This window comes from Paraburkholderia sp. BR10882, assembly GCF_040948855.1.
Taxonomy (GTDB): Bacteria; Pseudomonadota; Gammaproteobacteria; order Burkholderiales; family Burkholderiaceae; genus Paraburkholderia; species Paraburkholderia nodosa_A.
On record NZ_JBFPKP010000002.1, the window covers coordinates 22,937 to 48,305 of the forward strand.

General features: G+C 62.3%; 24 protein-coding genes and 2 pseudogenes. 15 read left to right on the forward strand and 11 right to left on the reverse strand.

The features are described from left to right. Positions 1-84: 84 nt before the first annotated feature. The 4 genes from AB3X99_RS05035 to AB3X99_RS05050 all read left to right on the forward strand — a co-directional run bounded on the left by AB3X99_RS05035 (position 85) and on the right by AB3X99_RS05050 (position 5,202). Positions 85-1,698, forward strand: coding sequence for a benzoate-CoA ligase family protein (locus tag AB3X99_RS05035; RefSeq protein WP_368616278.1), 1,614 nt, complete (start codon positions 85-87; stop codon positions 1,696-1,698). A gap of 14 nt (positions 1,699-1,712) precedes the next feature. Continuing rightward, positions 1,713-2,534: an alpha/beta fold hydrolase gene (locus AB3X99_RS05040; RefSeq protein ID WP_368616279.1), complete on the forward strand. Its 822-nt coding sequence runs from the start codon at positions 1,713-1,715 to the stop codon at positions 2,532-2,534. A 284-nt stretch (positions 2,535-2,818) separates the two neighbouring features. After that, a complete protein-coding gene (locus AB3X99_RS05045; protein ID WP_256094820.1) occupies positions 2,819-4,180 on the forward strand; it encodes a sensor histidine kinase KdpD in 1,362 nt (453 codons plus the stop codon). Next, complete coding sequence (locus AB3X99_RS05050; protein ID WP_069266085.1) at positions 4,177-5,202, forward strand: response regulator; 1,026 nt, start codon at positions 4,177-4,179, stop codon at positions 5,200-5,202. Before AB3X99_RS05045 ends, AB3X99_RS05050 begins: the two co-directional genes overlap by 4 nt. Before the next feature lie 60 nt (positions 5,203-5,262). On the opposite strand, the gene cqsA is transcribed toward AB3X99_RS05050, so the two are convergent. Both cqsA and AB3X99_RS05060 read right to left on the reverse strand, forming a co-directional pair. Then, the gene (gene cqsA / locus AB3X99_RS05055; RefSeq protein ID WP_368616280.1) at positions 5,263-6,564 is read right to left on the reverse strand and encodes an alpha-hydroxyketone-type quorum-sensing autoinducer synthase; all 1,302 of its coding nucleotides are present in this window, start codon (positions 6,562-6,564) and stop codon (positions 5,263-5,265) included. A 588-nt stretch (positions 6,565-7,152) separates the two neighbouring features. Beyond that, on the reverse strand, positions 7,153-7,350 hold the full coding sequence (locus AB3X99_RS05060; protein ID WP_368616281.1) for a hypothetical protein: 198 nt from the start codon (positions 7,348-7,350) through the stop codon (positions 7,153-7,155). Between the two features lie 386 nt (positions 7,351-7,736). On the opposite strand from AB3X99_RS05060, the gene AB3X99_RS05065 reads away from it, so the two are divergent. The 7 genes from AB3X99_RS05065 to AB3X99_RS05095 all read left to right on the forward strand — a co-directional run bounded on the left by AB3X99_RS05065 (position 7,737) and on the right by AB3X99_RS05095 (position 13,232). Further along, positions 7,737-8,039 carry a putative quinol monooxygenase gene (locus AB3X99_RS05065; RefSeq protein WP_368603472.1) on the forward strand — a complete coding sequence of 101 codons (303 nt, stop codon included), beginning with the start codon at positions 7,737-7,739 and terminating at the stop codon, positions 8,037-8,039. A gap of 132 nt (positions 8,040-8,171) precedes the next feature. Beyond that, positions 8,172-8,474 (forward strand): DUF2795 domain-containing protein, encoded by a 303-nt coding sequence (locus AB3X99_RS05070; RefSeq protein WP_069266089.1) that lies wholly within the window; start codon positions 8,172-8,174, stop codon positions 8,472-8,474. Between the two features lie 167 nt (positions 8,475-8,641). After that, the gene (locus tag AB3X99_RS05075) at positions 8,642-8,992 is read left to right on the forward strand and encodes a response regulator (RefSeq protein WP_069266090.1); all 351 of its coding nucleotides are present in this window, start codon (positions 8,642-8,644) and stop codon (positions 8,990-8,992) included. Between the two features lie 259 nt (positions 8,993-9,251). Then, positions 9,252-9,458, forward strand: a complete 207-nt coding sequence (locus AB3X99_RS05080; RefSeq protein WP_342947124.1) for a hypothetical protein — start codon at positions 9,252-9,254, stop codon at positions 9,456-9,458. Between the two features lie 87 nt (positions 9,459-9,545). Continuing rightward, positions 9,546-10,055: a PRC-barrel domain-containing protein gene (locus AB3X99_RS05085; protein ID WP_368616282.1), complete on the forward strand. Its 510-nt coding sequence runs from the start codon at positions 9,546-9,548 to the stop codon at positions 10,053-10,055. A 102-nt stretch (positions 10,056-10,157) separates the two neighbouring features. Then, positions 10,158-12,290: a phosphocholine-specific phospholipase C gene (locus AB3X99_RS05090; protein WP_368616283.1), complete on the forward strand. Its 2,133-nt coding sequence runs from the start codon at positions 10,158-10,160 to the stop codon at positions 12,288-12,290. Positions 12,291-12,437: 147 nt separating this feature from the next. Further along, positions 12,438-13,232 (forward strand): SDR family NAD(P)-dependent oxidoreductase, encoded by a 795-nt coding sequence (locus AB3X99_RS05095; RefSeq protein ID WP_368616284.1) that lies wholly within the window; start codon positions 12,438-12,440, stop codon positions 13,230-13,232. A gap of 124 nt (positions 13,233-13,356) precedes the next feature. Here AB3X99_RS05095 and AB3X99_RS05100 read toward each other — a convergent pair whose 3' ends face one another. The 8 genes and pseudogenes from AB3X99_RS05100 to AB3X99_RS05135 all read right to left on the reverse strand — a co-directional run. Further along, entirely contained in the window at positions 13,357-13,521 is a 165-nt protein-coding gene (locus AB3X99_RS05100; RefSeq protein ID WP_028210724.1) for a DUF1328 family protein, read from the reverse strand. 249 nt (positions 13,522-13,770) lie between these two features. Then, positions 13,771-14,616 carry an alpha/beta hydrolase family protein gene (locus AB3X99_RS05105; RefSeq protein ID WP_342947120.1) on the reverse strand — a complete coding sequence of 282 codons (846 nt, stop codon included), beginning with the start codon at positions 14,614-14,616 and terminating at the stop codon, positions 13,771-13,773. Between the two features lie 201 nt (positions 14,617-14,817). Then, complete coding sequence (locus AB3X99_RS05110) at positions 14,818-15,144, reverse strand: hypothetical protein (RefSeq protein ID WP_141710740.1); 327 nt, start codon at positions 15,142-15,144, stop codon at positions 14,818-14,820. A gap of 514 nt (positions 15,145-15,658) precedes the next feature. Beyond that, positions 15,659-16,900, reverse strand: coding sequence for a PucR family transcriptional regulator (locus AB3X99_RS05115; RefSeq protein ID WP_368616285.1), 1,242 nt, complete (start codon positions 16,898-16,900; stop codon positions 15,659-15,661). Positions 16,901-16,973: 73 nt separating this feature from the next. After that, positions 16,974-18,518: an ATP-binding protein gene (locus AB3X99_RS05120; RefSeq protein WP_368616286.1), complete on the reverse strand. Its 1,545-nt coding sequence runs from the start codon at positions 18,516-18,518 to the stop codon at positions 16,974-16,976. Beyond that, a complete protein-coding gene (locus AB3X99_RS05125) occupies positions 18,515-18,967 on the reverse strand; it encodes a response regulator (RefSeq protein WP_368616287.1) in 453 nt (150 codons plus the stop codon). The genes AB3X99_RS05120 and AB3X99_RS05125 overlap by 4 nt, the downstream gene beginning before the upstream one ends. 31 nt (positions 18,968-18,998) lie before the next feature. Continuing rightward, a complete protein-coding gene (locus AB3X99_RS05130; RefSeq protein ID WP_368616711.1) occupies positions 18,999-20,468 on the reverse strand; it encodes a PAS domain S-box protein in 1,470 nt (489 codons plus the stop codon). Beyond that, positions 20,451-20,843, reverse strand: a pseudogene (locus tag AB3X99_RS05135) (PAS domain S-box protein); the annotation flags it as partial. The gene AB3X99_RS05130 and the pseudogene AB3X99_RS05135, both read right to left, overlap by 18 nt. 326 nt (positions 20,844-21,169) lie before the next feature. Here AB3X99_RS05135 and AB3X99_RS05140 point away from each other — a divergent pair. After that, on the forward strand, positions 21,170-21,559 hold the full coding sequence (locus AB3X99_RS05140) for a response regulator transcription factor (protein WP_368616288.1): 390 nt from the start codon (positions 21,170-21,172) through the stop codon (positions 21,557-21,559). 63 nt (positions 21,560-21,622) lie between these two features. Here the strand turns inward: AB3X99_RS05140 and AB3X99_RS05145 are convergent, their stop codons facing one another. Then, on the reverse strand, positions 21,623-22,240 hold the full coding sequence (locus AB3X99_RS05145) for a response regulator transcription factor (protein ID WP_254332262.1): 618 nt from the start codon (positions 22,238-22,240) through the stop codon (positions 21,623-21,625). Positions 22,241-22,823: 583 nt separating this feature from the next. Here AB3X99_RS05145 and AB3X99_RS05150 point away from each other — a divergent pair. The 3 genes and pseudogenes from AB3X99_RS05150 (at position 22,824) to aspT (ending at position 25,345) form a co-directional block, all read left to right on the forward strand. Continuing rightward, positions 22,824-22,952, forward strand: a complete 129-nt coding sequence (locus tag AB3X99_RS05150) for a hypothetical protein (protein WP_368616289.1) — start codon at positions 22,824-22,826, stop codon at positions 22,950-22,952. 7 nt (positions 22,953-22,959) lie between these two features. Then, positions 22,960-23,370: pseudogene (locus AB3X99_RS05155) on the forward strand (hypothetical protein); the annotation flags it as partial. A 283-nt stretch (positions 23,371-23,653) separates the two neighbouring features. Then, entirely contained in the window at positions 23,654-25,345 is a 1,692-nt protein-coding gene (gene aspT, locus AB3X99_RS05160; protein ID WP_368616290.1) for an aspartate-alanine antiporter, read from the forward strand. Positions 25,346-25,369 lie beyond the last annotated feature (24 nt).

The window sequence follows — 25,369 nt, forward strand, 5'->3', positions numbered from 1 at the left end:
ATGCATTTTACTAACGGCTAATTTTCCGCGAAAAGGTTGATCGACGACAAATCCGATCGAATCAGACTGAGCGGAGACAACACCGTGCCAATCCCAGCAGCATCGCAGGAACACGCCACGGCCGTGCCGCCGCCCGCGCAATTCAACTTCGCCACGCATCTGTTCGCGCTCAACGCCGCGCGCGCCGCGAAAACCGCTTATATCGACGACACGCTCACGCTGAGCTACGGCGAACTCGAAATGCAGGCCCGCCGCTTTGCGTCCGCCATGCGCGCGCTGGGCGTCCACGCGGAAGAGCGCGTTCTGCTCGTGATGCTCGATACCGTCGAGTTGCCCACTGCGTTTCTCGGCGCGCTCTATGCGGGTATCGTGCCGGTAGTCGTCAACACGCTGCTCACGCCGGCCGACTATGTGTATATGCTCACGCACAGCCGCGCGCGGGTGGTGATCGCCTCCGGCGCGGTGCTGCCCGCCGTGAGCGCCGCGTTGGCCGAGGCACAATGTGAGGACTGCCAGTTAATCGTTTCGCAGCCTGCTTCTCCGCGCGCTTCACAGTCGCTTCCGCATGAACCCGAACATGTTCTCGCCGATTTGATCGCACGCGCCGAGCCCGCCGCGCGCGCCGCGCAAACGGGTGGTGACGACATCGCCTTCTGGCTCTACTCGTCGGGATCGACAGGCAAGCCCAAAGGCACGGTGCATACGCATGCCAATCTCTACTGGACCGTCGAGACTTACGCGAAGCCCATTCTCGGCATACGCGAAAACGACATCGTGTTTTCGGCGGCCAAGCTGTTCTTCGCCTATGGCCTCGGCAACGGCCTTTCGTTTCCGCTCTCGGTAGGCGCGACCACGATCCTGATGGCCGAACGCCCCACTGCCAACGCCGTATTCGCACGCCTCGTGCAGCATCGGCCCACGGTGTTCTACGGCGTGCCCACGCTTTACGCGAGCATGATGGCCGCGCCGAACCTCCCGGCGCGCGCCGACGTCGCGCTGCGCGTGTGCACGTCCGCAGGCGAAGCGCTGCCGCGCGAACTGGGCGAGCGCTTCCGGGAGCACTTCGGCAGCGACATTCTCGACGGCCTCGGCTCCACGGAAATGCTGCACATCTTCCTCTCGAACCGGCCAGGCGCGGTCGAATACGGCACCACGGGGCGCCCCGTGCCCGGCTACGAGATCGAACTGCGCGACGAGAGCGGCGCGCTCGTGCCCGACGGCGAGATCGGCGACCTCTTCATCCGCGGGCCGAGCGCGGCCGTGATGTACTGGTGCAATCGCGAGAAGTCGCGCGCGACCTTCCTCGGCGACTGGGTGAGGAGCGGCGACAAGTACCGGCGCCTGCCGGGCGGCACCTATGTCTATGCGGGCCGCAGCGACGACATGCTCAAGGTGAGCGGCCAGTATGTCTCGCCCATCGAAGTGGAGATGGCGCTCATGCAGCACGACGTCGTGCTCGAAGCGGCCGTGATCGGCGTCGATCAGGGCGGCCTCGTGAAAACCTGCGCGTTCGTCGTCCTCAAGCAAACGGCCATGGAAACTTCGCACGACGCGTTGGCCGAGCAGTTGAAGGCGTTCGTGAAAACACGGCTCGCCCCGCACAAGTATCCGCGCGACATCCTGTTCGTCGACGATCTGCCCAAGACGGCCACCGGTAAGATCCAGCGTTTCCGGTTGCGTCAGCAGTTTCAGTCGTGACAGTGACAAACGCCATGAACGAAAGCGAATTCGCCGATCTGCCCACCACGTCCACGCGCGATGCACTGCGCATCGAATATCGCTGGATCGGCACGGCCGCCAGCGATGTGCCGCTCGCCGTGTTCCTGCACGAGGGTCTCGGCTCGATCGCAATGTGGAAAGACTGGCCCACCGCGCTTTGCGAACGCCTCGGCATGCGCGGGCTCGTTTATTCGCGTCCGGGTTACGGCCGTTCCACACCGCGCGCGCAAGGCGTCAAATGGCCGGTCGATTTCATGTCGGCGCAGGCGCGCGATGTTCTACCTGCGGTGCTCGACGCACTCGGCGTAAGCGCTGGCGAACGCAAACGCATGTGGCTGATCGGTCATAGCGACGGCGCCTCCATCGCCCTGCTCTACGCCGCCGCTTTCCCCGAAGCACTCGCGGGTGCAGTGGCGATTGCGCCGCACGTGTTCGTCGAAGACATTTCGGTCGACAGCATCGGCGAGGCGAAGGTTGCGTACGAAACGACCCGCCTGCGCGAAAAGCTCGCGCGCTATCACGACGACGTCGATTCCGCGTTCTACGGCTGGAACGATATCTGGCTCGATCCCGCCTTCCGTTCCTGGAACATCGTCGGCGAACTGGCGTCGATTCGCGCGCCGCTGCTCGCCGTGCAGGCGCTCGACGACCACTACGGCACCATGGCGCAAGTCGAAGCGATTGGCGCGGCCGTGCCCCACGCGCGCGTCCACGCGCTCGCGCAGGGCGGCCATTCTCCCCATCGCGATGCGCCGCAGCCGCTGGACGACGTCATCGAGCAATTCATTTGGGCACAGCGCAAGCCCGCGGCCTGAAAACAACTCAGCGTCCCCGCAACACCCTCCAACGCGCGCCGAATGCCTCCACGCAGGGGCGAATCGATGCACCGCGCATAACACTCCCCCGCCAACGCGGTACCTCAGCCCATCGAAGGCCAAACTAAGGGCCAAACCCGCCTCATCGCTGCAATCCTTTGGTGATATTGTCTTTCTTTGCGCGGTGGAGACGGGGTCCGACCACGCGAACCCAATGGCAAAACGGGGCACCAAAAAAAGCGAGACGCAAGAAGACCGGCGGGACATGCGCGCCGGCCAGAACGATGAGCGATTCCATTCTGATGAACGTTTCAAGAACCTCGGTGCGACTGAGGCGAGCCTGGGCGTCGATGCGTCCGCGCTTCGTGCGCGCCTTCGCGCCCGCGCTGCGCAACCTGCAATACGTGAAGCGCCGCATGCGCCCGCTCGCCGTGGTGGCGAGCGTGGGCTTCCCGCTTTACTACTACGTCTGGAAAGACCTCTTTCCTCAGCCGTATGAAAATCTCACGCTGCGCCTGATCGGCTCGTTTCTGTTCATACCGATCCTGGCGTTCGAGCGCTGGCCCGCCGCGCTGAAAAAGCTGCTGCCGTGGTACTGGTACTTCTGCACGCTCTACGCACTGCCGTTCTTCTTCACGTTCATGCTGCTCAAGAACAACGGCAACGAAGTGTGGGTGGAAAGCGCGCTGATCGCGGCGTTCGTGATGGTGCTGCTGCTCGACTGGCTCATGCTCGTGCTGCAGTTCCTCGTGGGCATCAGCCTCGCGGTGGTGGCCTACTGCCTCACCACCTACCCCATCGTGCTCGGGCCGAACTATTTCACCCATCTGGCGATCTTTTCGTTCGCGGTGGCAATCGGTGCGGTGGCCAATTACGATCAGGACCGCATTCAGATCGAACAGGAGCGCGCCATGCTGGCCACGGCGGGCAGCGTGGCGCACGAACTGCGCACGCCGCTCGTGGCGATACGCGTGGGCGCCGCTGGCCTCATGCGCTATTTGCCCGCGCTGCTCGACACCTATCAACTCGCCCAGCGCAGCCGCTTGCCCGTGCCAAAAATACGCGTGGCGCATCTGCATTCCCTGCAAGGCGTGGCAGGCCGCATCGAACAGGAAGCACTGCATTCGAACGCGATCATCGACATGCTGCTCGCCACGGCCCGCTTCACGGGCGGCAACATGCAAAACGCAACGATGTGTTCGATCGTACATTGCGTCGAAACCGCACTCGCGCGTTTTCCGTTTCGCGAAGGCGACCGGCGTCGGGTAATCTGCAATCTGCGCCCCGATTTCGAATTCCACGGATCTGAGATGCTTACCGTTCACGTGCTCTTCAATCTGCTCAAAAATGCCTTCAGGCATATGGGCAGCATCGAAGGCGCGCAGATTTCGATTCGTCTTGAATCAGGGCAAAGGGCCAATCGTTTAATTTTCAGCGATACGGGCACCGGTATTTCCCCTGAGGTATTGCCGCACATCTTCACGCGCTTTTATACTTCGACAACCGCCACCGATGACGTGACGCTCGGAGCAGGAATCGGGCTGGCATTCTGCCGCGATGTCATGCAAGCGATGGGTGGAGCGATCACCTGCTCTTCCGTAAAAGGCGAATACACCGAGTTCGTTTTGACATTCCCTGCGCCATGACGAAAGCCATTCAGCCGTTCTCCTATCCGACCACCGTCGCCTTCGTCGACGACAGCGCCGCGTTCCTTTCGAACCTGAGCCTGCAACTCGACCCCGACCTGGCCTTCCGCCTGTTCAGTTCGCCCTCTGAGGCGCTGAAATTCCTCAATGGCCGTACGCCGCATGACCGCGCGGCGGAGCCTATCTTCAGCCCCTATCTGGACCGTACTGAAGAAAACGATGCGCACCAGGTCATCGCCATGCGCGTCGATGCGATACGTAGTCTCGTACATAACGCCTCGCGCTTCGAGTCGGTTTCGGTCGTGGTGGTCGATTACGACATGCCAGAACTCAACGGCATGGAGTTTTGCCGGCGCATTACCGACCCGTCGATCAGGAAAATCGTGCTGACCGGCAAAGCCGACGAGCACGTGGCCGTAAAGAGCTTCAACGAAGGGCTGATCGACCGCTTCATCCGCAAGCATGAAGTCGACGCGGTGGAAACGCTGAACCAGGCGATCGACGATATGCAGCGTGCGTATTTCGACCGCTGCTGCAGCACGGTGCTCGACGCGCTCGCCGTATCCGAATATGCATTCCTCAAGGATCATGCGCTCGCCGCGCACGTGAAGGGCATTGCCGATTCACTGGGCATCGTCGAGCACTATCTCTCGTATCAACCGCACGGACTCCTGATGTTCGACGGTGTCGGCACCGCATACCTGCTCGTCATTCACACCGACGAATCGCTGCGCGGCGTGCGCGAAATCGCCGTCGAACAAGGTGCGCCCATCAGCTTTCTCGCGGAGCTCGACAGCCGTCGCAGCCTGCCGTATTTCTGGCGCACGGAAGGCTATTACCCGTCGCAGTGCATCGAATGGCAGCCGTATATGCACCCCGCATCGGAGTTTCACGGCGACCGCCGCTATCTCTACGCCCTGGTGAAGAAGCCGGCGGGGCTCGCGCTCGACAACGTGCTGCCCTACGACCGGCATCTCGACCAGTTGGACCGCGAGATCCAGGCGGCGTGGGACTCGCCCTGATAATCGGGCGCACCCCACGCTACCGCTGTCTCGCTCCACGCTGCCTCAATCGCGCACGGCTCAGGCCGCCACAGCCACCATCGGCATGTTCACCACAGCCTGCGGCAGACGCACGCGCGCACGACCCGCATTGCGTTCGTTGCGGCGCGTGGACGGCCAGTTCCACATCTGCACCTCGTCGCGAATTTCCGCGCACACTTCGACGAGCCGCTCCAGTTCCTCCTCGCACAGCGCCGCATTGAGCGAGAGCCGCACGAGCGAGCGGTTCTGCGCTGTGGCAGGTGCACAGAACACCGAACCAAAAATGCCGCGTGCTTCGAGCGCGTCGCGCAGGATGATCGTCTGCGGCTCAGGCCCGGCTTCCAGCGCGATGATCTGCGTTTCGCTGCCGTTCAGGTTGTAGCCGAGATCGGCAAGCCGTGAGCGCACGTAACGCGCGTTGGCCGCGACGCGCGTGCGCCGCCAGTCTTCGCGCTCGATCACGTCGAGCGTCGCAGCGAGACCCGCCGTTTCATGCGGCAGCAGCGTCGAGCTGAAAATGGCGGGCAGCGCCTCGCACTTGAAATACTCCTGGAAGCGCCGCGAACAGCTGATGATGCCCGCACGGCCGGCAAACGCCTTCGCAAGACTCGCGGTACGGAAATGCACGCGGTCGATCAGCCCGAGTTCGGCCACCATGCCCGCACCGTGCGGGCCGTGCGTGCCGAGCGAATGCGACTCGTCGACGACCAGCACGCATTCGTGCTCGGCGCACACTTCGGCGATCGCCGTGAGCGGCGCCACGCTGCCGTTCGTGCTGTACACCGAATCGACGATCACGATCCCGGCCCCGTAGCGCTGGATGCGCTGCTCGAGGTGATCGACATCGTTGTGGAAGAAACTGATCGCGCGCGCGCCGGCGCTGCGGATGCCTTCCCACAGCGACATATGCGCCATCATGTCGACGTACACCGGCGTCTGCGCATTGGCGATCGACTGGATCAGCCCCGTATTCGCGGCAAAACCCGACTGGCACAGCACGCTCGCTTCAGCCCCCATGTATGACGCGAAGCGGTCTTCGAGCGCGAGTTGCGGGCAGTCGTCGCCGTGGAGGAAGACACCCGACATCAGAAGCCCGTTGCCCTCCTTGCGGATGCTCATGCACATTGCATCAAGAATCTCTGGGTGGCGCGCAATCGAAAGGTAATCATTACTCGAGAGGTGCAAGGCATCAGCATCGGCAACACGGCCCTTCATAATGTGGCCCCCGGCCCAGCTTTCCTGCACGCGCTCGGTGTAGTAGCGATCGACACGTGCTGCGAGGAATGCGGGCAATGCCGCGTCGTTGTTATGTGCGTTACGCCAGTTGCTGCCAACTTTCATCTCAGGCTCCTTGTGGTTAAAGGCCGGCCCCGGAGGCGACTTGTCTGGTCAGGAAGGATTCCGAAAGGCAGGCCCGTAATGTGTCCGCAACGAAACGACACGCGCGATGAGGCCTGACGTGCGCATTCCGGCAGCGGACTTATGAATGTGGGTGATGCAATGACTGGCGAGCGCGTGAGTCGCGGCGCGCGGCGGGGAGTGGTCACGGCCGGCGGCGCCAGAGCGCGCTTGAGAGAAAACCAATGCGGGCGCGGGGCGCCGGGAGCAGGCGCCTTCATATCCGCACGAATCCCGCTTCGCGTGATCGCCACTGGTTACAAGGGAAGAAACGCCCGCCCGAAAATTTTTGAGGCGCGCCACGCAGGCCACCTGGACCCTATACGTCATGCAGCGAAAGCGCCTTCACGCTGCACGCAACGTCGGTCGCGCCATTGATAATTATCGTTTAAAAACAGCGCTGTTAAGCCTTCGCAGTGCGCAACTATGCGTAGCGCATGGAGTTTCGACAAGGATTGCCCGTCGCGCCGCGAAAGGACGCGAGCGTTGATTCATCACGCATAGATCGCGCGAAGGGGACCGACGGAATTGTCAGATGGCCACGACGCGGTCGCGCCCGCGTGACCTGGCGACATAGAGCGCGGCGTCGGCGCGCGCCATCAAGGTGGCGAGCGAGTCTGGCGCTTGCAGTTCATCGACGCCGGCGCTGACCGTCAGTCCGTCGTGGGGCTCTTCGCCGGAGTCGCGGGCGTGAGCGTCGGCGCTGCGGCGAACGGAGAGCGTCAACACGCGCAATTCATCGAGCGATGCGCTCGCCTGGGCGAGAAAGGCGCGGCGCGTGAGCGAACGCGCCCAGCCAGGCCGCCAGGGTCACGAACCGGTAGCTGTACACGGGGCGCTCAGGCGGGCGGCAACGCAGTGAGAGCCAGCCGAGCGACGCGTAGAGGGCCGCATGAAACGTGGAGATGCAAGACCGCATGGCTGGTCAGCCGTCGCGCGGCGGTGACCCGGCATGGTCAGACAAAACCGCGACGCCACGCGACTCTATTTGGACTACGAATCGTAATCTTCGCACGGCAAGCGAGAAAAGCCCGCCGCGCCCTCCCGCCGCTTGACGAACGCCCCGCAGGACCGCGACCATGCCTGAGTCGCCACGACGTAACAGGAGCCATGTCATGACCCAGCATGCGTTGTACGTCGAGCTGCACGCGCAGCCCGGCAAGGAAGAGGACCTCGCGGCATTTCTCGCGAGCGCGAAACCGCTGGTCGATGCGGAGCCCGGCACGCCAGCCTGGTTCGGCGTGCGCTTCGACGCCACGACGTTTGCGATCTTCGATGCATTCGACGACGAAGCCGGCCGCAACGCGCATCTGAACGGCCAGGTGGCCGCGGCATTGATGGCGCGCGCGGGCGAACTGCTGGCCGCGCCGCCGCAGATCCGCCGCGCCGAAGTGCTCGCCGACAAGCTTCCCGCCTGAACGGCAGCCAGATTGCCCGACAGGACGTGCGCGCGGTCACGTCCTTTCCCTGCCTGTAAATGGGGCGCGCGCCGGTCAAGGCGCCGGGAACGGCAACTGCGCGAGCCGTCAAGATCTTCGAAGGAGGAGCCGATGAAGCCTGCTTCCGCTTGCGAGGCCACACGAGCTGACACCCCAGACGAGGCGCGTTCGAATGCAGAGGCGCTGAGCGATCGTGTGCTGCACGCTCTCGAACGCGTCACCTGGCCCGCGCACCCCGCCACGCTGATCGAAAACGCCGAGCGCAGCGGCGCACCGCGCGACGTGATCGACGCTTTGCGCCGCTTGCCGGACGAGGCGTTCGGCAGCTTTCCCGAAGTCTCGGCACTCATCGTCGCGGCGCAACTGGGCGCGCGCGGCTCGACCGCCCAACGGGGCGCGGCGACGCGAAGATGACGACCGAAGCGGCAACGATGCCGGGCGAGGATCGTTCCTGCACGCCGCAGGAACAGAAATTGCGCGCTGCGGGACGGCCGCCGGATACCCTCGGCCCGCGGCGACGCGATCGCGAAGAACAAAGGCCCAGCCGCCATGATCGGCCGGGCCGCTCACGCAAGAGACGTATGGCTACCGTATTACTAGTCGACGACGACACAAACGCGCTCGATGCGCTCAAAGAACTGGTCGGGCAGGAAGGTTATCGCGTCAGAACTGCCGCAGACGGTTCGGATGCCCTGCAAAGCGCACTCGCCGACCCTCCCGATGTCGTGATCTCCGACTGCATGATGCCGCGCATGGACGGTCTCTCCCTCATGCGCGAAATGAGGCGCAGCAGCAAGCTTGCGGGCGTGCCGCTCGTGCTCGTCTCGGCGCTCGTCACCCTGCCCCCCGACGCCGACGTCGTGGGCTTCCTGCGCAAGCCCTTCGCGGTTTCGCAACTGCTCGACATCCTCCACCGGGTCGCCACACCGTGACGCGCTCCAGCCTTGTCCACCGCATGAACGATTTACATCGTCGTTGTAGCGACTGACGCTCGGGGCGCGCAACGCGACCACTCACGGTCGCTTCCTTCATTCGGCCTCCTGACCGGTTCTCGATCGATAGCCGCGCCCTGCGCGTCACGGCATGACCCATGCTCCTAATCGGCGTGGCCGGTCCATTTCGGGCCGGCATGGGATCGAACCCTAGCCGCATTGCGCCGCGATGCGGTGCGCATATTCAAGGGAGGTCGAAATGAGTGAATACGCAGGCCGCTCGCACGACGAGCGCGTGGCGCAACGCAAGCGCGAGAAGAAGGGCGCCACAGAGCCGCCGGGCGGCGATATGGCCGTGCACGGCACCGAACCCGACGCCACCCACAGCAGCGGCGAGCTCTCCGAGCAAGGCAAGGAAGTGTGGCGCAAAGGCGCGGGCCTGGACGGCGGCGGCAAGAGCAAGTGAATCTTCCTTCAAGCCACCACGATCGCCATGGCGCATGGTTGCGCCATCAACTTCCGCAGTCTTCTGGATAACCGAAAGGAGAACGTCATGACCTACTCGCAAACCCCAATCGGTTCGGCGCCGCGCAGCGGCGACGGTGCTCGTATCGTCGGCCGCGACCAGTCGGACACGCGTGGCCCCGGCCCCGAAGTGATGGCGGCCAGTACGCTGGACGGCGACCGCGTGATGAGTTCGGACGGCGACGAAGTCGGCAAGGTCAAGGAAATCATGCTCGACGTGGAAAGCGGCCGCATTGCCTACATCGTGATGTCGAGCGGCGGTTTCCTGGGCATTGGCGACAAGCTGCTCGCGGTGCCGTGGAATGCCCTCACGCTCGACGCGGCACGCAAATGTTTCGTCATCGCGCTCAATTCCGAGCGCGTGAAGAACGCACCGGGCTTCGACAAGGGCCAGTGGCCCTCGATGGCCGATCGCACCTGGGCCAGCTCCGTGCACCAGTACTTCGGCCGGGAGCCTTACTGGAGCGACGACGCCGCGAGCCTGCCGCTGGACGAGCCGGGGCGCGAGCCGCCGGAGGCCGGAGGCGTGAAGCTCTGACGGGCGCGCACGCGCACCCGTAACCGTTCATCGGACGCCCGCGGCGGCGCCAACGTGTCATGCTGATGGTCGCGAGCACAACGACAACAACGCGAACACACCATGACTTCGATGGACCGCCGTGATTTCCTTCGCGCCGCCGCCGCGGGCGCGACGCTCAGCCTGGCTTCGCCCACCATTCAGCGGGCGCTGGCCATTCCTGCCAACAATGCAACCGGAACGATTGAAGACGTGCAGCATATCGTCGTCTTCATGCAGGAAAACCGCGCGTTCGACCACTACTTCGGCACGCTGCCCGGCGTGCGCGGCTTCTCGGACCGCATCACGATTCCCCTGCCCCACGGCGCCAATGTATGGCAACAGAGCGACGGCACACGCACGCTGATGCCGTTCTACCTGGACAGCCGCAAGGGCAACGCGTTGCTCGCGGGCGGCGCGCACAATTGGGCCGACGCCCACGAGGCCTGGGACCACGGCCGCATGACGCATTGGCCCAAGTTCAAGGGCGACGCCTCGATGGGCTATTTCCAGGCCTCCGACCTGCCGTTTCATTTCGCGCTCGCCAACGCCTTCACGATCTGCGATGCCTACTACTGCTCGCTGCATGGCGGCACCAATGCGAACCGGCTCTTTCTGTTCACCGGCACCAACGGCCCTACGGCCTCGCCTTATGCCGTGGTCGACAACAATGGTTGGGACAACATCGGCGCGCCGTCCACGGGCCTGAAATGGACCACCTATCCGGAACGCCTGCAGGCCGCAGGCGTGACGTGGAAAGTGTACGAAAACCAGCCCGATAACTACACCGACAATCCGCTTGTGGGGTTCGCGAACTATCGCAAGGTGCTCGAGGCGATCGATGGCTCGCCCAACCTGCCGTGGACCCAGGCGCTCGACGCACGCGAGCCGCTCTATAAAGGGGTAGGCAATACCATGCCCGACGGCGGCTTCCTGCAGGCGCTCAATGACGACATTGCGACAAACCAGCTGCCTCAGGTGAGCTGGATCATCGCGCCGCAAGCCTATTCCGAACACCCCGCCGTTTCGACGCCGGGCCAGGGCGCGTACTATCTTCAACGGCTGCTCGAGGCGCTGACGCGCAACCCGGACATCTGGAGCAAGACCGTGCTCTTCGTGAACTTCGACGAGAACGATTGCTTCTTCGATCACATGCCGCCGCCTTGCCCACCCTCGCCCATCAAGGACGGCGAGTACGCAGGCAAATCCACGGCCACTACGCGCCACGAATACTTCACCATGCCGAACCCTCCCGGCGACGGCAAGCCGGTCAAGCCAGACGGCTTGCCGTTCGGGCCGGGGCCGCGCGTGCCGATGATCGTCGTTTCGCCGTGGAGCACGGGCGGCTATGTGAACTCCGAAGTCTTCGATCACACGTCGGTGCTGCGCTTCATCGAAACGCGCTTCGGCGTGCGCGAACCGAATATCAGCCCGTGGCGGCGCGCGGTATTCGGCGATTTCACCTCGGCGTTCAACTTCAGCACGCCGAATGAAAAGCCCGTGCAGGCGTTTTCCGCACCCACGAAGGCCGACGCCGATGCGCTCAACAAGCAGCAGAACGCGCTCAAGCCCGTGCCGGTGCCGCAGCCTGGCACGCAAGCCATGCCGCAGCAGGCGCGCCGCGCGCGGCCATCGCGCGCACTGCCGTACCGCCTCAACGTGGATGCGAGCGTCGACGGGCGTCATCACAAGGTTCAACTGGCGTTCGGCAACGAAGGCAACGCCGGCGCCGTCTTCCACGTGTACGACACGCTTCATCTCGACAGGTCGCCCCGCCGCTACACCGTCGAAGCCGGCAAGACACTGCGCGACACGTGGACGCCCAGCGCCGCCGACGACGGCGCCTACCACCTGTGGGTGCTTGGCCCGAACGGTTTCCATCGCGCCTTCGAGGGTAATGTGCGCGCGGCCGCGCATGGCCCCAATCCCGAAGTGCGCGTGCGCTACGACGCCGCGAGCAATGCACTCGAGCTGAGCATCGCGAATCGCGCGAGCGCAGCTTCGAACGTGAGCGTGGCGGCCAATGCCTACCGCAGCGACGGGCCCTGGACTTACGCGTTGCGCGCCGGCGAACAGGTGCAGTCGAACTGGGCGCTCGCGGATTCGGGCGGCTGGTACGACTTCACGCTGACCGCGGAGAACGGCGTGCTAAGGCGCTTCGCGGGCCGGGTAGAAACCGGCAGGGACAGCGTGAGCGATCCGGCGATGGGTGCGTGAGGCGCCTGAGAACGCATCCGAAGCGCCCACGCAGTACACTGCCCGTTCCCTTCACGATGGCCGCGCGCGACGTTGCGTCCAGGACGTTCGATACGCATTCAACGCGCGTTGGAAAGCGCGGCCAGCCTTCCCCCTCAAGGAGCCCGCATGAAAATCGATCTGACTGGAAAACTCGCGCTCGTCACCGGCTCGGCTGCCGGCATCGGCCTTGCCGCGGCCAAGGGCCTCGCGCTCGCGGGCGCCGACGTGATCGTCAGCAGCCGTCACACCGAAAACGTGCGCGAAGCCGAGGCGGCGCTGCGTACCGCTGCGCCCGGCGCGCGGGTGCAGGGCTTCGTCGGCGATCTTTCCAGTGCCCAGGGATGCGACGCGCTCGTGAAGGCGCATCCGCAGGTGGACATCCTCGTGAACAATCTCGGCGTGTTTCAGCAGCAGGACTTCTTCGAGATTCCCGATGCCGAGTGGCTGCGCTTCTTCGAAACGAACGTGATGTCGGGCGTACGGCTCTCGCGCGCCTATGCGAATGCAATGGTCAAGCGCGGCTGGGGGCGCATCGTGTTCATCTCGTCGGAATCGGGATTGAACATTCCCGCCGACATGATCCACTATGGCATGACGAAAACCGCGCAACTCTCACTCGCACGCGGCCTCGCCAAGCGCCTTGCGGGCACAGGCGTCACGGTCAATTCGGTGCTGCCGGGCCCCACCCTTTCCGATGGCGTGACGCACATGCTCAAGGACGAAGTGGCCGCTTCGGGCAAGACCGTCGAGGAAGTCGCCGCGCAGTTCGTGCAGATGAATCGCGCCTCTTCCATCATCCGGCGCGCGGCGAGCGTGGAGGAAGTGGCGAACATGATCGTCTACGCATGCTCAAAAGAGGCTTCCGCGACCACGGGCGCGGCCTTGCGTGTGGATGGCGGCGTGGTGGATACGATCGCGTGATGCCTCCGGCTGCAAGCCTGGCTGTTTAATTCGCAATACGAATGACACGAAGGCATCCGTCGAATACAAAAATGCAGCCCGCGTGCGCGGGCTGCGATTCGACTGCCACTAGCGTGGCTCGCTATTAGCCCCTTCTTACGACGCCAAGCACCAACGTGACGAGGAAAATCACGAGGAAGATGAAGAACAGGATCTTGGCGATCGATGCCGCACCCGCCGCAATGCCGCCAAAACCGAACACGGCCGCGATGATCGCGATGATGAAGAAAATGACAGCGTATTGAAGCATGACGTCCTCCTGCATCCGGTGCAACCCGGCTCAAGGGTGGTCGCCGCGCCCCGGCGCCGCGTGCGGTCGCCTGATGCCCGGCATCTGGTTGAGCAGGACGGATCTACGCGCCCGCCCCTGCAGAATCAACTGCAGCAAGCGCGGTGCCCGGCATCGGGCAGGGGTCCGAGGGGAATGATGTGACGGAATCGCCCCGGAAGGGTGTTGGCAAACACGCGCGTACCGGACAAGCGCGCGCTTCATGATGCGTTACGCCACTTGCGGATGCCAGCCGGCGCGCTGGAACGCCGTGGCGAAGAAGAGCACCTGGTAGCGGATCGAGTTCGACCAATAGGACCACGTGTGGCCGCCTGGACGTTCCGCGTAATCGTGAGGCACGCCTAGTTCGACGAGCTTTTCATGCAGCGTGCGGTTCGACTGTACGAAAAAGTCGCTCACGCCGCAGTCGATCGTGAGCGCGATATGGGCGTGTGCGAAGTCCTGCGCGCTATCCACGATCGCATTGTTGTTCCAGAACGACGCGTGTCGCGCGGGGTCGCCGAATACGTGATCGATGCCGGGCTCGTCTTCGCAGTTGCGCGGATCGACAGCGCCGCTAATGCTGCCGGCCGCACCGAACGTTTCCTGCCGGTCCAGCGCAATACGCAGCGCGCCGAATCCGCCCATGCTCAAACCCGTGATCGCCCGCGCCTCGCGCATCGCGATCGTGCGGAAATGCGTGTCGATATACGACACGACCTCGCTGCCCACATAGGTTTCATAACGACTGCTCCGATCGAACGGGCTGTCGATATACCAGCTCTCGTGACCGCCGTCCGGCATCACGAGCACGACGTGATAGCGGTCGGCGAGCTTGCCGATGCGGGTGTTCGAGGTCCAGTCGGCATAACTGCCGCCCGAACCGTGCAGCACGTAGATCACCGGAAAGCGCGAGGCGTGGTTGCCACGCGCGTAGTCGTCGGGCAAGACGACGGTCGCGTCGAACGAGCGCTGCATCGCGGCGCTAGGGATCGAAACGACACGCGTCTGGTAAGCCCAGACGGGAGCACTGAGAAGCAGCGCCAGAACGAACCAGCACGCGCGGACAATAGCCATGAGAAGTCGCTCTTGTGTTGACTGCCACGAAAGACAACTGCTTTCGTAGACTCTAACAAGGACCACTTACAGCCAAATTTCAGCGTGCCATACGAATGGTTGGCGACCTTGCGGGAACCCACATGATGGGAGACGAAACCCCGCACGCCGCATTTTCGAGCGCACCCTCTATCTCACCAAGCCGGCTGCGCAGGCCAACGATCAATCGCCGTTGCGCCGCCTGCGCCGCAGCCGCCCTTCGGGCTCGCCCTCATGCAGCAAACCCTTTTGACGCGCCGTGAGCGGATCGGTCAAACACGGCTCCGCGTCGAGTTCCTGCTCGAAACGCTCCCACATGCCCGCAGGCGTATTCGCCTTACCGACGCGCGTGCCGATCGTGAGCCGGATCTGGTTCGCCCGGCTGATGGTGGAGCGCAACCGGTGGATTTCCCATAGCAACCGCAATACGACGGGCAAGGGATTCCGGTCGTAGATTTCAGCCAGTTCCGCCGCCGTGAGCGGAGGGAAGTGACGATGATCCCGTCCCATTTTCCGCCCCAAAAAACACTGTATATTTATACAGCCTATCACAGGTCAGAATGATTCTGCCTGGTCAGTTTCAACGGTGTTTTGTGAGCAAACGAATATTTGTCACCTTATGAGGCTTGAAACCCACGGATTGAAGGTCTACCTCGTGGCAGCCGAGACTGGGCGCCTCCACGTGCCAGGCACGCTATATCTGAACGAAAAGTACGGCAACCCTCACACCCAACAAGTCGTCGCCAGGGCGCTCCGGGTATGGGTGCGTCCGGCCGACGCGTTTGGGATCGACCTTGCGGCTCGCGCACTTGAAGGGCACTGTCGAGAAGAAGAGCACCGTGAATGCGTAAACAGGATCATCCTCGAAGTGGCGTTGACCTCTTACATGCGCATTTATCGGTCCGTGGATGCCTGCAAAGGCCACAGTGGCTTCTACCCGCTCATCGGTTCGCAATCCAAATTGATCTTTCGAATCACGATATCCCAGCCCACGACGTGACGGTAGTTGCCTGCGAACGAGGACTCACGTCGGCGCCCGACGCAGCTTCAGAGCAATGTCGAGCTTCTCAATCCAGCCGACGTCGTCGAGGCTCGCCCCAAGCAGCGCCTCAATGCGTTCCATCCTGTAGTTCAGCGTATTTGGATGAATGCCAAGGGCGGCCGCTGACTGGCCGCGCCGCTGCCCCTGCTCGAAATAGGTCTGCAGCGTCGCCACCAGCTCAGGCTCGTTGGCTAGCTGTTCGAGCAGGGAGACGAGGTAGCGCCGCGCGTTCGATGCGAGACGCGCGCTTTCTTCAATGAGGATACTAGAATACATTGCGACCTGCGACTGCCCCTGGCTTTTGGGTGTGAAGTCCAATGCCCGGATCGCTTCGTCGACCGTGGCCGCCCAACCCGACGCGCCTTCGTTCATCAGGCCAACGCCGATACGATGAAGCTCCGGCACCGCAGCCGCCAGCGCACCGGCCCGTTCTGCCGTGAGCCGATCGATACGGTTGATCGAATCGCCTCGCAGGCAGGGTGCCCACAGAATCAGCCTGCCACGATGCCACGCCCGCACCAGATCGCCTGGCGCGGCAGCAAGATGACGCGCTGACGCCAGTGCGATGCGGTCGAGTTCCCGTTCACGTTCGTACGACGTATGCTCGGGTAGTTCGATGTCGATGGCGAGCGCCACGCGTGGCGCAGTGGAATCGAGACCCAACGCCTCCACTGTTTCCCGAAAGCCGTCGTGATCATCCGGTGTATAAAAGACAATGTTGTAAAGCTGATGACGCAACGCCTCACGCCAGCGCGCTTGTTGATACTGCTCTTCGAGATAGCTTTGCGCGATGCTCTGCGCCATGACGTCAAAAAAGTCGAAAAGATACGGCGAGATGACGAACAGCAATTCGTCGACGAGGCTTCCATCGTCCTCGCCCAGCGCAATGTAAGTGCGCCAGATTTCGCGCGATCCGAGCCGGAAGGCACGCAGCACGGATTGCAGCGGTACGCGCTGGTGAACGCGTCGGCGGCCGAATTCGCGGAAGCGATCCATGTCGTCCGCCGATGGTGGGCGACCCGTCAGAAGCGACTGGAACCACAAACCGGCCGTCAAGTCGATCGACGCTGCAATGTCCTGCCTGACTGATGGCATCAGATTCTCGTAACCTTCGACGCTCATCAGCGTCTCATACATGCGCTCGTTCACGGCTGTCGGGTTCGCTGCAAGCAAAGCCGTGCGTTCGCGCAAGCTCGCGCTGATCGTCGGGATACTGACTATCATGGGTGGAGCCTTCCCTGAAGATGAATCTGCAACTGGCAACGGCACGGATTTCGGCGATTGCGCAATATTCGCCTCAATTCGCCTCGATCGGCAGCGTGAAACGGAAGACTGTACCGTGCGGTTCACGAGGCGTTACCGATAGTTGTCCGCCGTGGGCTTCGACAATCGAGCGGCTAATGGAGAGTCCCATGCCCATTCCGTTGGCTTTGGTGGTGTAGAACGAGCGGAACAATTGGTCTGGACTCCCAGGGGGCAGTCCAGAACCGGTGTCCCAGACCTCGACGGTCACTTCGTTCGAATCACGCCGCTCAGTGACGATCGTCAGCTCGCGTTGCCTGTCACTTACCCCGCTCATGGCCTCCGACGCGTTCATGACAAGATTGACAATCACCTGCTGCACCTTGACACGATCCCCGCGGACAGGCGGCAGGTCTGCGGAAAGCCGTGTCTGCAAGCGCACGCTGTTCCTCTGCAACTCGGCGTTGATCAGCGCAAGCACTTCGACGATGGCCTCGTTGATATCGACCGGATCCTCGCGCGGCGGCGCCTGCTTGACGAGCGATCGCACGTGGCCAACGACCTCCACGACCCGGTTGCCCTGCTTGAGAATGTGATTCAGCGACTGCCGCGCCTCCTCCAGTTCCGGGGGCTGGGCATCCAGCCAGCGCAGTCCCGCCGTCGCGTGCATGACGACGGCGGACACGGGCTGCTTGACCTCGTGCGCAATCGAGGCCGCCATTTCGCCGAGCATCAAGACGCGGTTCAGGCGCGCCATATCGGCCTGGGTTTGCTGCAACGCGTCCGCCGCCCGCTCACGTGAATCGCGCTGCGCCTCTTCGGCCAGTTTTCGCTCCGTTGCGTCGATGATCCAGCCCACCATGCGATAGGGCTGACCGGAATTATTCCACAGCGCCTGCCCGCGAGACTGAACCCATCGGTAGTCCCCCGCGATGGTGCGAATGCGATATTCGACGTCGTAGACGTTCTTGTGCTCCAGATGCGCCGTCAGGCACGCCGTCACTCGATCGACGTCGTCCGGATGGATAGCCTCCTGATGAACGCTCGCTTCATTGGGCGGATCGCTTTCCTCATAGCCCATGATTTCCTTGAAATGAGGCGAAAAGTACATCGCGCCCGTCTGCGGATTCCAGTCCCACAACCCCGCCGTCGCCCCGCTCACCGCGAGCTGAAAGCGCTCCTCGCTCGCCCTTAGCTCCACCGCGACGCGATGGCGTTCGATTGCGTAACGGATCGCGCGACTCAGTTCCGACGCGCGGATATCCTTCTTGAGGAGATAGTCCTGTGCGCCGTGCTGGATGGACAGCAGACCGACCGAAATATCGTCCAGCCCGGTGAGAACCAGCACCGGCATGTCGGGCGCCATCTGCTGGAATTTCCTGAAGGTGTCGAGCCCCCCGTTTGCGTCTGGCAGCCCCAGGTCGAGGATCACCACGTCGAAATGCGCGATTCGCGCGCGCGCGACACCCTCCGCCATGGACTCGGTGCGCACCACGTGATACTTGAACTCCACCACGTCCTCGAGCACCCTGTCGATCAACAGTGCGTCGGTCGCGCTGTCCTCGATCAGGAGGATATGTATTTCATGATCGATGTTCACGATTTAGCGGGAGGCAGCGTCACGACGCCAAGCCAGAAGTCGTTGATGCTGCGCACGACCTGAACGAACTTCTCGAAATCCACGGGCTTGGTGATGTAACAGTTGGCGTGCAGGCCATATGACTTCGCCACGTCCTCCTCGGCTTTGGAGGTTGTCAGCACGACGACCGGAATGTTTTTCAATTCGGGATCTGTCTTCAGTTCCTGAAGCACTTCCTGGCCGCTCTTTCGCGGAAGGTTGAGATCGAGGATGATCAGGCCGGGACGGGGCGCGTGCGCATATTTTCCCTCGCGTTTGAGGAACTCGATCGCTTCCACGCCGTCCTCCGCAATGTGTAGCGGATTGAGCACCTTGTAGTAATCCAGCGCCTCACGCGTCATCATGACGTCCGTGGGGCTATCTTCCACCATCAGGATATGAAACATCTGCTCGCTGTTTCCGGAAAGCATCATAGTTGTCTCCTCACTTTCGTGAGCGGTGTCATATCGCGTTCTTGATGCCCAGCGTGAAAAAGAATGTCGCGCCTTCCTGCTCAACAGATTCGACCCAGATCTGGCCGCCGTGCTGTTCGACGATTCGCTTGCACAGCGCGAGGCCAATCCCGGTGCCTGGATACTCTGCGCGCGTGTGCAGGCGCTGAAAGACCAGAAAAATCCGCTCGTAGTATTGCGGATCGATACCGATCCCGTTGTCCTTGACCCAGAATAGCCAGCCCGCGCCCTCGCGTCTCGCACCCACGTCGATCCGGACAGGACGCGCCTTGTCGCGGAACTTGATGGCGTTTCCGACGAGATTCTGGAACAGGAGCGCGAGGTGCGTCGGAATAGCCACCAGGGTGGGCAACGCTTCCCGCCTCACCTCGGCGCCGCTTTCCTCCATCATGACACTCAGGCTCTTGAGCGCCTGATCGAGTATCTGTGCGCAGTCAGTCAACTGGCGCGCGTCGTCGGAGCGGCCGACCCGCGAATAGGCGAGCAGATCATTGATGAGCGCCTGCATCCGCGTCGCGCCATCCACCGCGTGTGCAATGAACTCATCGGCACGGCCATCCAGTTGCCCCTTGTATCGCATCTGCAGCATCTGCAAGGGGCCGGCAACTGCCCGCAGTGGTTCCTGGAGATCGTGAGAAGCCAGGTAGGCAAATTGTTCGAGGTCCTTGTTCGAGCGGGCCAATTCGTCGGTTTTTCTCAGCAATTCCTCTTGCGCGTGCTTGCGCGACGTGATGTCGACCACGGCCGCGAGCACGAATTTCCCTTCGTCGGTCGACAGCGGATTCAGGCCGATCTCGACTGGAAATTCCGAGCCGTCCTTGCGCAGCCCGTAGAGGTCACGCCCGGCCCCCATAGGGCGGCTCGTCAGATTATTGAAGAACGAAACGCGATACTCCGGGTGGCGCCCACGGAAACGTTCCGGGACGAGTGCTTCGATGCTCTGCCCGATCAGCTCATTGCGCGGATAGCCGAAGAGCTTCTCCGTCTGTGCGTTCACGAGAACGATCCGGCCGTCCTGGTCCACCATCACCATGGCGTTAGGCGCCGCTTCCACCACCTGCCGGAAGCGCTCCTCGAGACGTCTGCGCTCGGTAATGTCGACGACGGCGGCAAGGACGAACATACCTTCGTCGGTGGAGACGGGATTGAGGCCTATTTCGACGGGAAACTCCGAGCCGTCCCTGCGCCGCGCGAAAAGATCCCGGCCCGCACCCATCGGACGGGTCTTCAGGTCGCTGTAGAACGCGTCACGGTAGTCCGGGTGGCGGGAACGGAAACGTTCGGGAACGAGTACCTCGATATTCTGGCCAACCAGTTCATCGCGGGGATAGCCGAATAGTTTTTCAGTCTGCGCATTCACGAGGACGATCCGGCCATCGCGGTCCAGCATGACCATTGCGTTGGGCGCCGCTTCCACGACCTGCCGGAAGCGTTCCTCCTGCCTCCTGCGCCCGGTAATGTCGACGACCGCTGCCAGCACGAACGTGCCTTCGTCGGTTGAGACCGGATTGAGTCCGATCTCGACGGGGAATTCGGAGCCGTCTTTGCGCATTGCGTAGAGGTCGCGGCCGGTCCCCATCGGGCGGCTTTTCAGGTCAGTGTAGTAGGCGCTCCGGAAATCCGGGTGACCGGACCGGAAGCGCTCGGGCACGAGCGCTTCGATACCTCGCGTCATCAATTCCGCACGCGCATATCCGAACAGCTTCTCCGCCTGCGCATTCACGAGAACGATTCTGCCGGCACGGTCCACCATCACCATGGCGTTTGGAGCCGCCTCCACGACTTGCCGAAAGAGCTCGTTAGTCAGGCCGCTCAGTTCCTTGCGTTGCTCCATCTGACCTCCTTGCAGGAATTCTCGTTCTCAACACCCGATTGTCAGGCGGACTTTGCGAGCCGACGCCTTGCTGTTTCCGTGTAGTTCTCGTTTCGCGTCAGGGCACGCTTTTTATACTAGCAAACGCGTCGCCGCCGTGACGAGCGGCAAAGCTCGGCGCACGAGCGACCACCGCAGAGAAGTATCCGAAAATGCCTGGCACTCCGTTACGTGTGCTACATACATTCGTATTATTCCTGTTCCGGCATGCGCGTACTATTCTTCGCAATGCGCTGCCGATATCGTCCGCACACCTTTTCCTCTTATCGACGATCGGGGTCTTTCTCGTGGATACGTCTGAAGTTGTTACGATCGTTGACGACGATGAGGCAGTCCGTATCGCGACTGCGAACCTTGTGCGTTCGTTGGGCTGGAACGTACGCACCTTTGCATCTGCCGAAGCGTTCCTCGAGTCCGGACACGTCGAAGACACCTCCTGCCTGATTTCCGATGTACGAATGCCCGGCATGTCCGGCGTCGCGCTGCATACCCGGCTTCGTGGCCAGGGGAATGCACCACCCACCATTTTCATCACCGCCTTTCCAACGCCTGACCTGCACGCCGAAGTCATCGAAAACGGCGCACTGGTCCTGCTCGAAAAGCCCGTTGCCGCCGATGACGTGGTGCGCTGGCTCAGCCTCGCGTTGAAGCAGCCCCCGCCTCAGGGCAATCCGTAACCTCCGAACAGTTCGTCCTGCCCTGCACGATGGCGCCGCAACGCCCTGAACACGGCAACGCGATCAAGAGGGTCCGTCCACTTGTGGCTTGAGACCAAGTGCTTCCGCCTTTCTGACGAGATCCGGAACGGAGTGCGCAGCCAGTTTTCTCATCGCGTGCCCTCGGTGAATCTTCACGGTTACTTCGCTGAGTTTCATCTGCGCGGCAATCTGCTTGTTCATCAGGCCCGAGATGACATAACGAACGACCTCCTGTTCGCGTACGGTCAACGAAGCATAGGAAGCGCGCAGCGCAGCAAGTGCCTGTTCGGCCTGCACGCGCTCGCCGTCGCGCGCCAGGGCGTCGGTCACGGCATCGAGAATCTCCTGGTCCCGAAACGGCTTGGCGAGAAAATCGAACGCACCGGCCTTCATGGCTCTGACTGACATCGCAACGTCGGCGTATCCGGTCATGAACACAATCGGCATCCGGATTTCGCTTTTCGCAAGCTCCTTCTGAAATGCAAGACCCGTTTCACCCTGCAGCCTGACATCGAGAATCAGGCAACTCGGCACGCACTGCTTCGGGAACGCGAGAAACTCTCGGCAGGCTGAGAAAGTCTCCACATGCAATCCCGCAGAGCGCAGAAGTGCCTTGAGTGCGATTCGCACCGCTTCATCATCGTCGATCACGTACACCATCGACGGTGGACCATCGGACGCGCCTTTTGTCGAAGTCAAGCCAGATCCTGAACTCAACGGCTTCTCCTTGTTTCAGGTCTTTCGTGCGGTCCTCTCGGCCGATTGGTCAGGCCCCATTGTCAATGCGGCCAAATCGAGTCTCGTGGCTTTATCAGCTTGAAAGCTTGCACAGGCGAACCGAATGACGCCCCACGAATAGCGACGAATGAACAATACCGCAGCGCCTGCCCGGCGACAAACGTGCAAGTGATTGCCGGATTAAGGCGTTAGTCTGAGACGACTATATCTTCGTATAGCCAACGTGAGTGGCACGCCGTCACTCTCTTTGTCGAAAGACTCCGCGCTTCCTGACGACCTGCGACGCCCCGCTCCCGCCGGCACCCTTGCAGCACCCCGGTGCGGACGAACCAGGCATACCCCTGTATGAACCGCTCACGCGAATGAAGAACCACGCCACCCGTTCGTACGATGGTTTTTCTCGCCTTGCACGCGTACCTTTGGTGTCATCGACGGCAAGCAATCCAGCTTCCACCGCCGCGCATTCGATGACCCCATGATCTCCGGTCTACGTTAGGAGTCCAAGATGTTCAGTACGCTACATACATGGATTTTCGTGGGCAGCAACGCGTATGTCGAGTACACGTTCGTCCCGTGGCTCAACCGGAGCGTCTATCGCAGAACCGTCGATCTAAGCGTGATCTGTGTTCAGTAGGTCAGCCATGCGCGCCATCCGATTTTTGAGCGATCAGGAAATCTTTGACCGCTCCGTCAATCACCTGCTTTCGCAACGCCGCACCGGGGTTCTCGCCAACGGAGGCGCTGCGTACCGCGGTCCATGCGGCGGGTGTCCTGTTGGCAGCTTCATCCGGCCGTCCGACTACCGATCCGCGATGGAGGGCGTTCCGGTACGCTACCTGCCCGGGTCCGGGATCGGCTGGCCCCGCTACATGGACGCCGGCGTCGCCGCATTGTGCAAGGCTTTGTTGCATGCCGGGATCAATATTTACGACAAACGCACTGTCGCACTGCTGATCTGTCTGCAAAACGTTCACGACATCTACGGCGTCTGGGAGTGGGCGGACAGGCTGCTATCGATCGGGCGTGAGTACGGTCTGAGCGGCGAATTGATTCTTTCGGTTCGCGAAGAGCATCCACCTCATACGCGCCCAACGCACGCCCGCGATTCCCCACGCCAGCGTTCGATGGCACTGCCTCCTCGCGAACTGCCAATGTAATCGCGAGGCGCCCACGATCCTCACGTGGCATCTAATGCGGGAAGCGGCACTCATGGCGTCCCCATGGAGCCGCCGCAATCGAAGTGAGCCCAGACATGTTCCTGATCTTTTATTTAGGAATGCAACGTTGTTTTCTTTTCATTGACTTCTTGAAGTACATGCTACGGAGGATCACAAAATGAACTGGCTGGTATCAACGCTGCGCAGCCATCCTGAGATCGCGATCTTTATGTCGCTGGGGATCGGATATTGGGTGGGGGGAAAGAGCTATCGGGGCTTCAGTCTCGGCGCCGTCACCTCGACATTGCTTGCGGCCATCGCTATCGGGCAACTGGGAATTCCCATCTCCGCTAACGTCAAGTCGATATTCTTTCTGATGTTCCTGTTCGCCGTCGGTTACGGAGTCGGCCCGCAGTTCGTCAGAGGCATCGCCAAGGACGGCATTCCTCAGGCGCTCTTCTCGGTTGTCCAGTGCGTCCTGTGTCTTGCCGCCCCCATTGCCGCCGCCAAAATCGCCGGTTACGGCGTCGGTTCCGCCGCCGGGCTTCTCGCTGGCTCACAGACCATTTCCGCGTCGATGGGGTTGGCGACGGACGCCATCGGCCGACTCGGACTGCCCGCCCCGCAAACGAAGGCGTTGCTCGACGCCATGCCGACCGCCTATGCCGTCAGCTATATATTCGGCACGGTCGGCTCCGCCATCATCCTCGCCCAACTCGGCCCGAAGCTCCTGCGCATCGATCTCGTCGAGGCGTGCAAGGAATACGAAGCCAGCCTCGGCGGCACACAGCAGCTCATCACCGCGGGCAGCGCGTGGCACCAATACGAACTGCGCGCATTTCGCATTTCGGGCGAGAGCCCTTTCGTCGGTCTGACCGTCCGCCAGGTCGAAGCCCTGGAGACCGAGGGCATGCGTCTGTTTATCGAACGTATCCGACGCGGCACCGCAATCGAGGAAGCAAGGCTCGACTATGTCCTTGCAACGGGTGACGTCGTGGCTGTCGCCGGGCGCCGCGACCAGCTCGTGTCCGCGCTGGGCGCTAACGGGGCGGAGATCGACGACGCCGAACTCCTCGCGGTTCCTGCCGAGGGAGTCGATGTCTATGTCTCCACAAAGGATGTCGACGGCCAGACACTTCAGCAGTTGTCCACGCTTCCCGCAGCGCGAGGCGTCTTCATCCGCAAAATCAAGCGCGGCCCGACCGAGACGCCGATTCCCGTGCTTCCCAGCACGCAGCTTCACCGCGGCGACACGATCACGCTCGTTGGCCGGACCCAGGACACGACTGCAGCAGCCAAAGCACTGGGCACGCTCGACCGGGCGACCAATGCCGCGGACGTTGCCTTCGTCGGGCTGGCGATCACGATCGGTGCACTCGTTGGCGCGATCACCATCAATATCGGGGCCGTTCCGTTGACACTCTCAACGGCGGGCGGTGCCTTGATCGCCGGCATCGTGTTCGGTTGGTTGCGCGCCATCCACCCGACATTCGGACGTGTCCCCGAGCCCACGATCTGGTTCATGAACTCCGTAGGACTGAATGTGTTCATCGCCGTGGTGGGGATCACGGCGGGACCCGGTTTCGTGCTCGGCCTGAAGCAACTCGGCGTCAGCCTCTTTCTGTGGGGCATCTTAGCGACCGCGGTTCCGCTGATTCTAGGCATGTTCATCGCGAAGTACGTGTTCAGGTTCCATCCCGCAATCGTGCTGGGTTGTTGCGCCGGCGCCCGCACCACAACGGCAGCCTTGGGGATGATTTGCGACGCCGCGAGAAGCCAGGTCCCAGGGCTCGGCTACACCGTCACATACGCGGTCGGCAATACGCTGCTGACGATCTGGGGCATGGTCGTCGTCATGATACTCAAGTAGCCCCCACCGCCCCGTACGCATTCA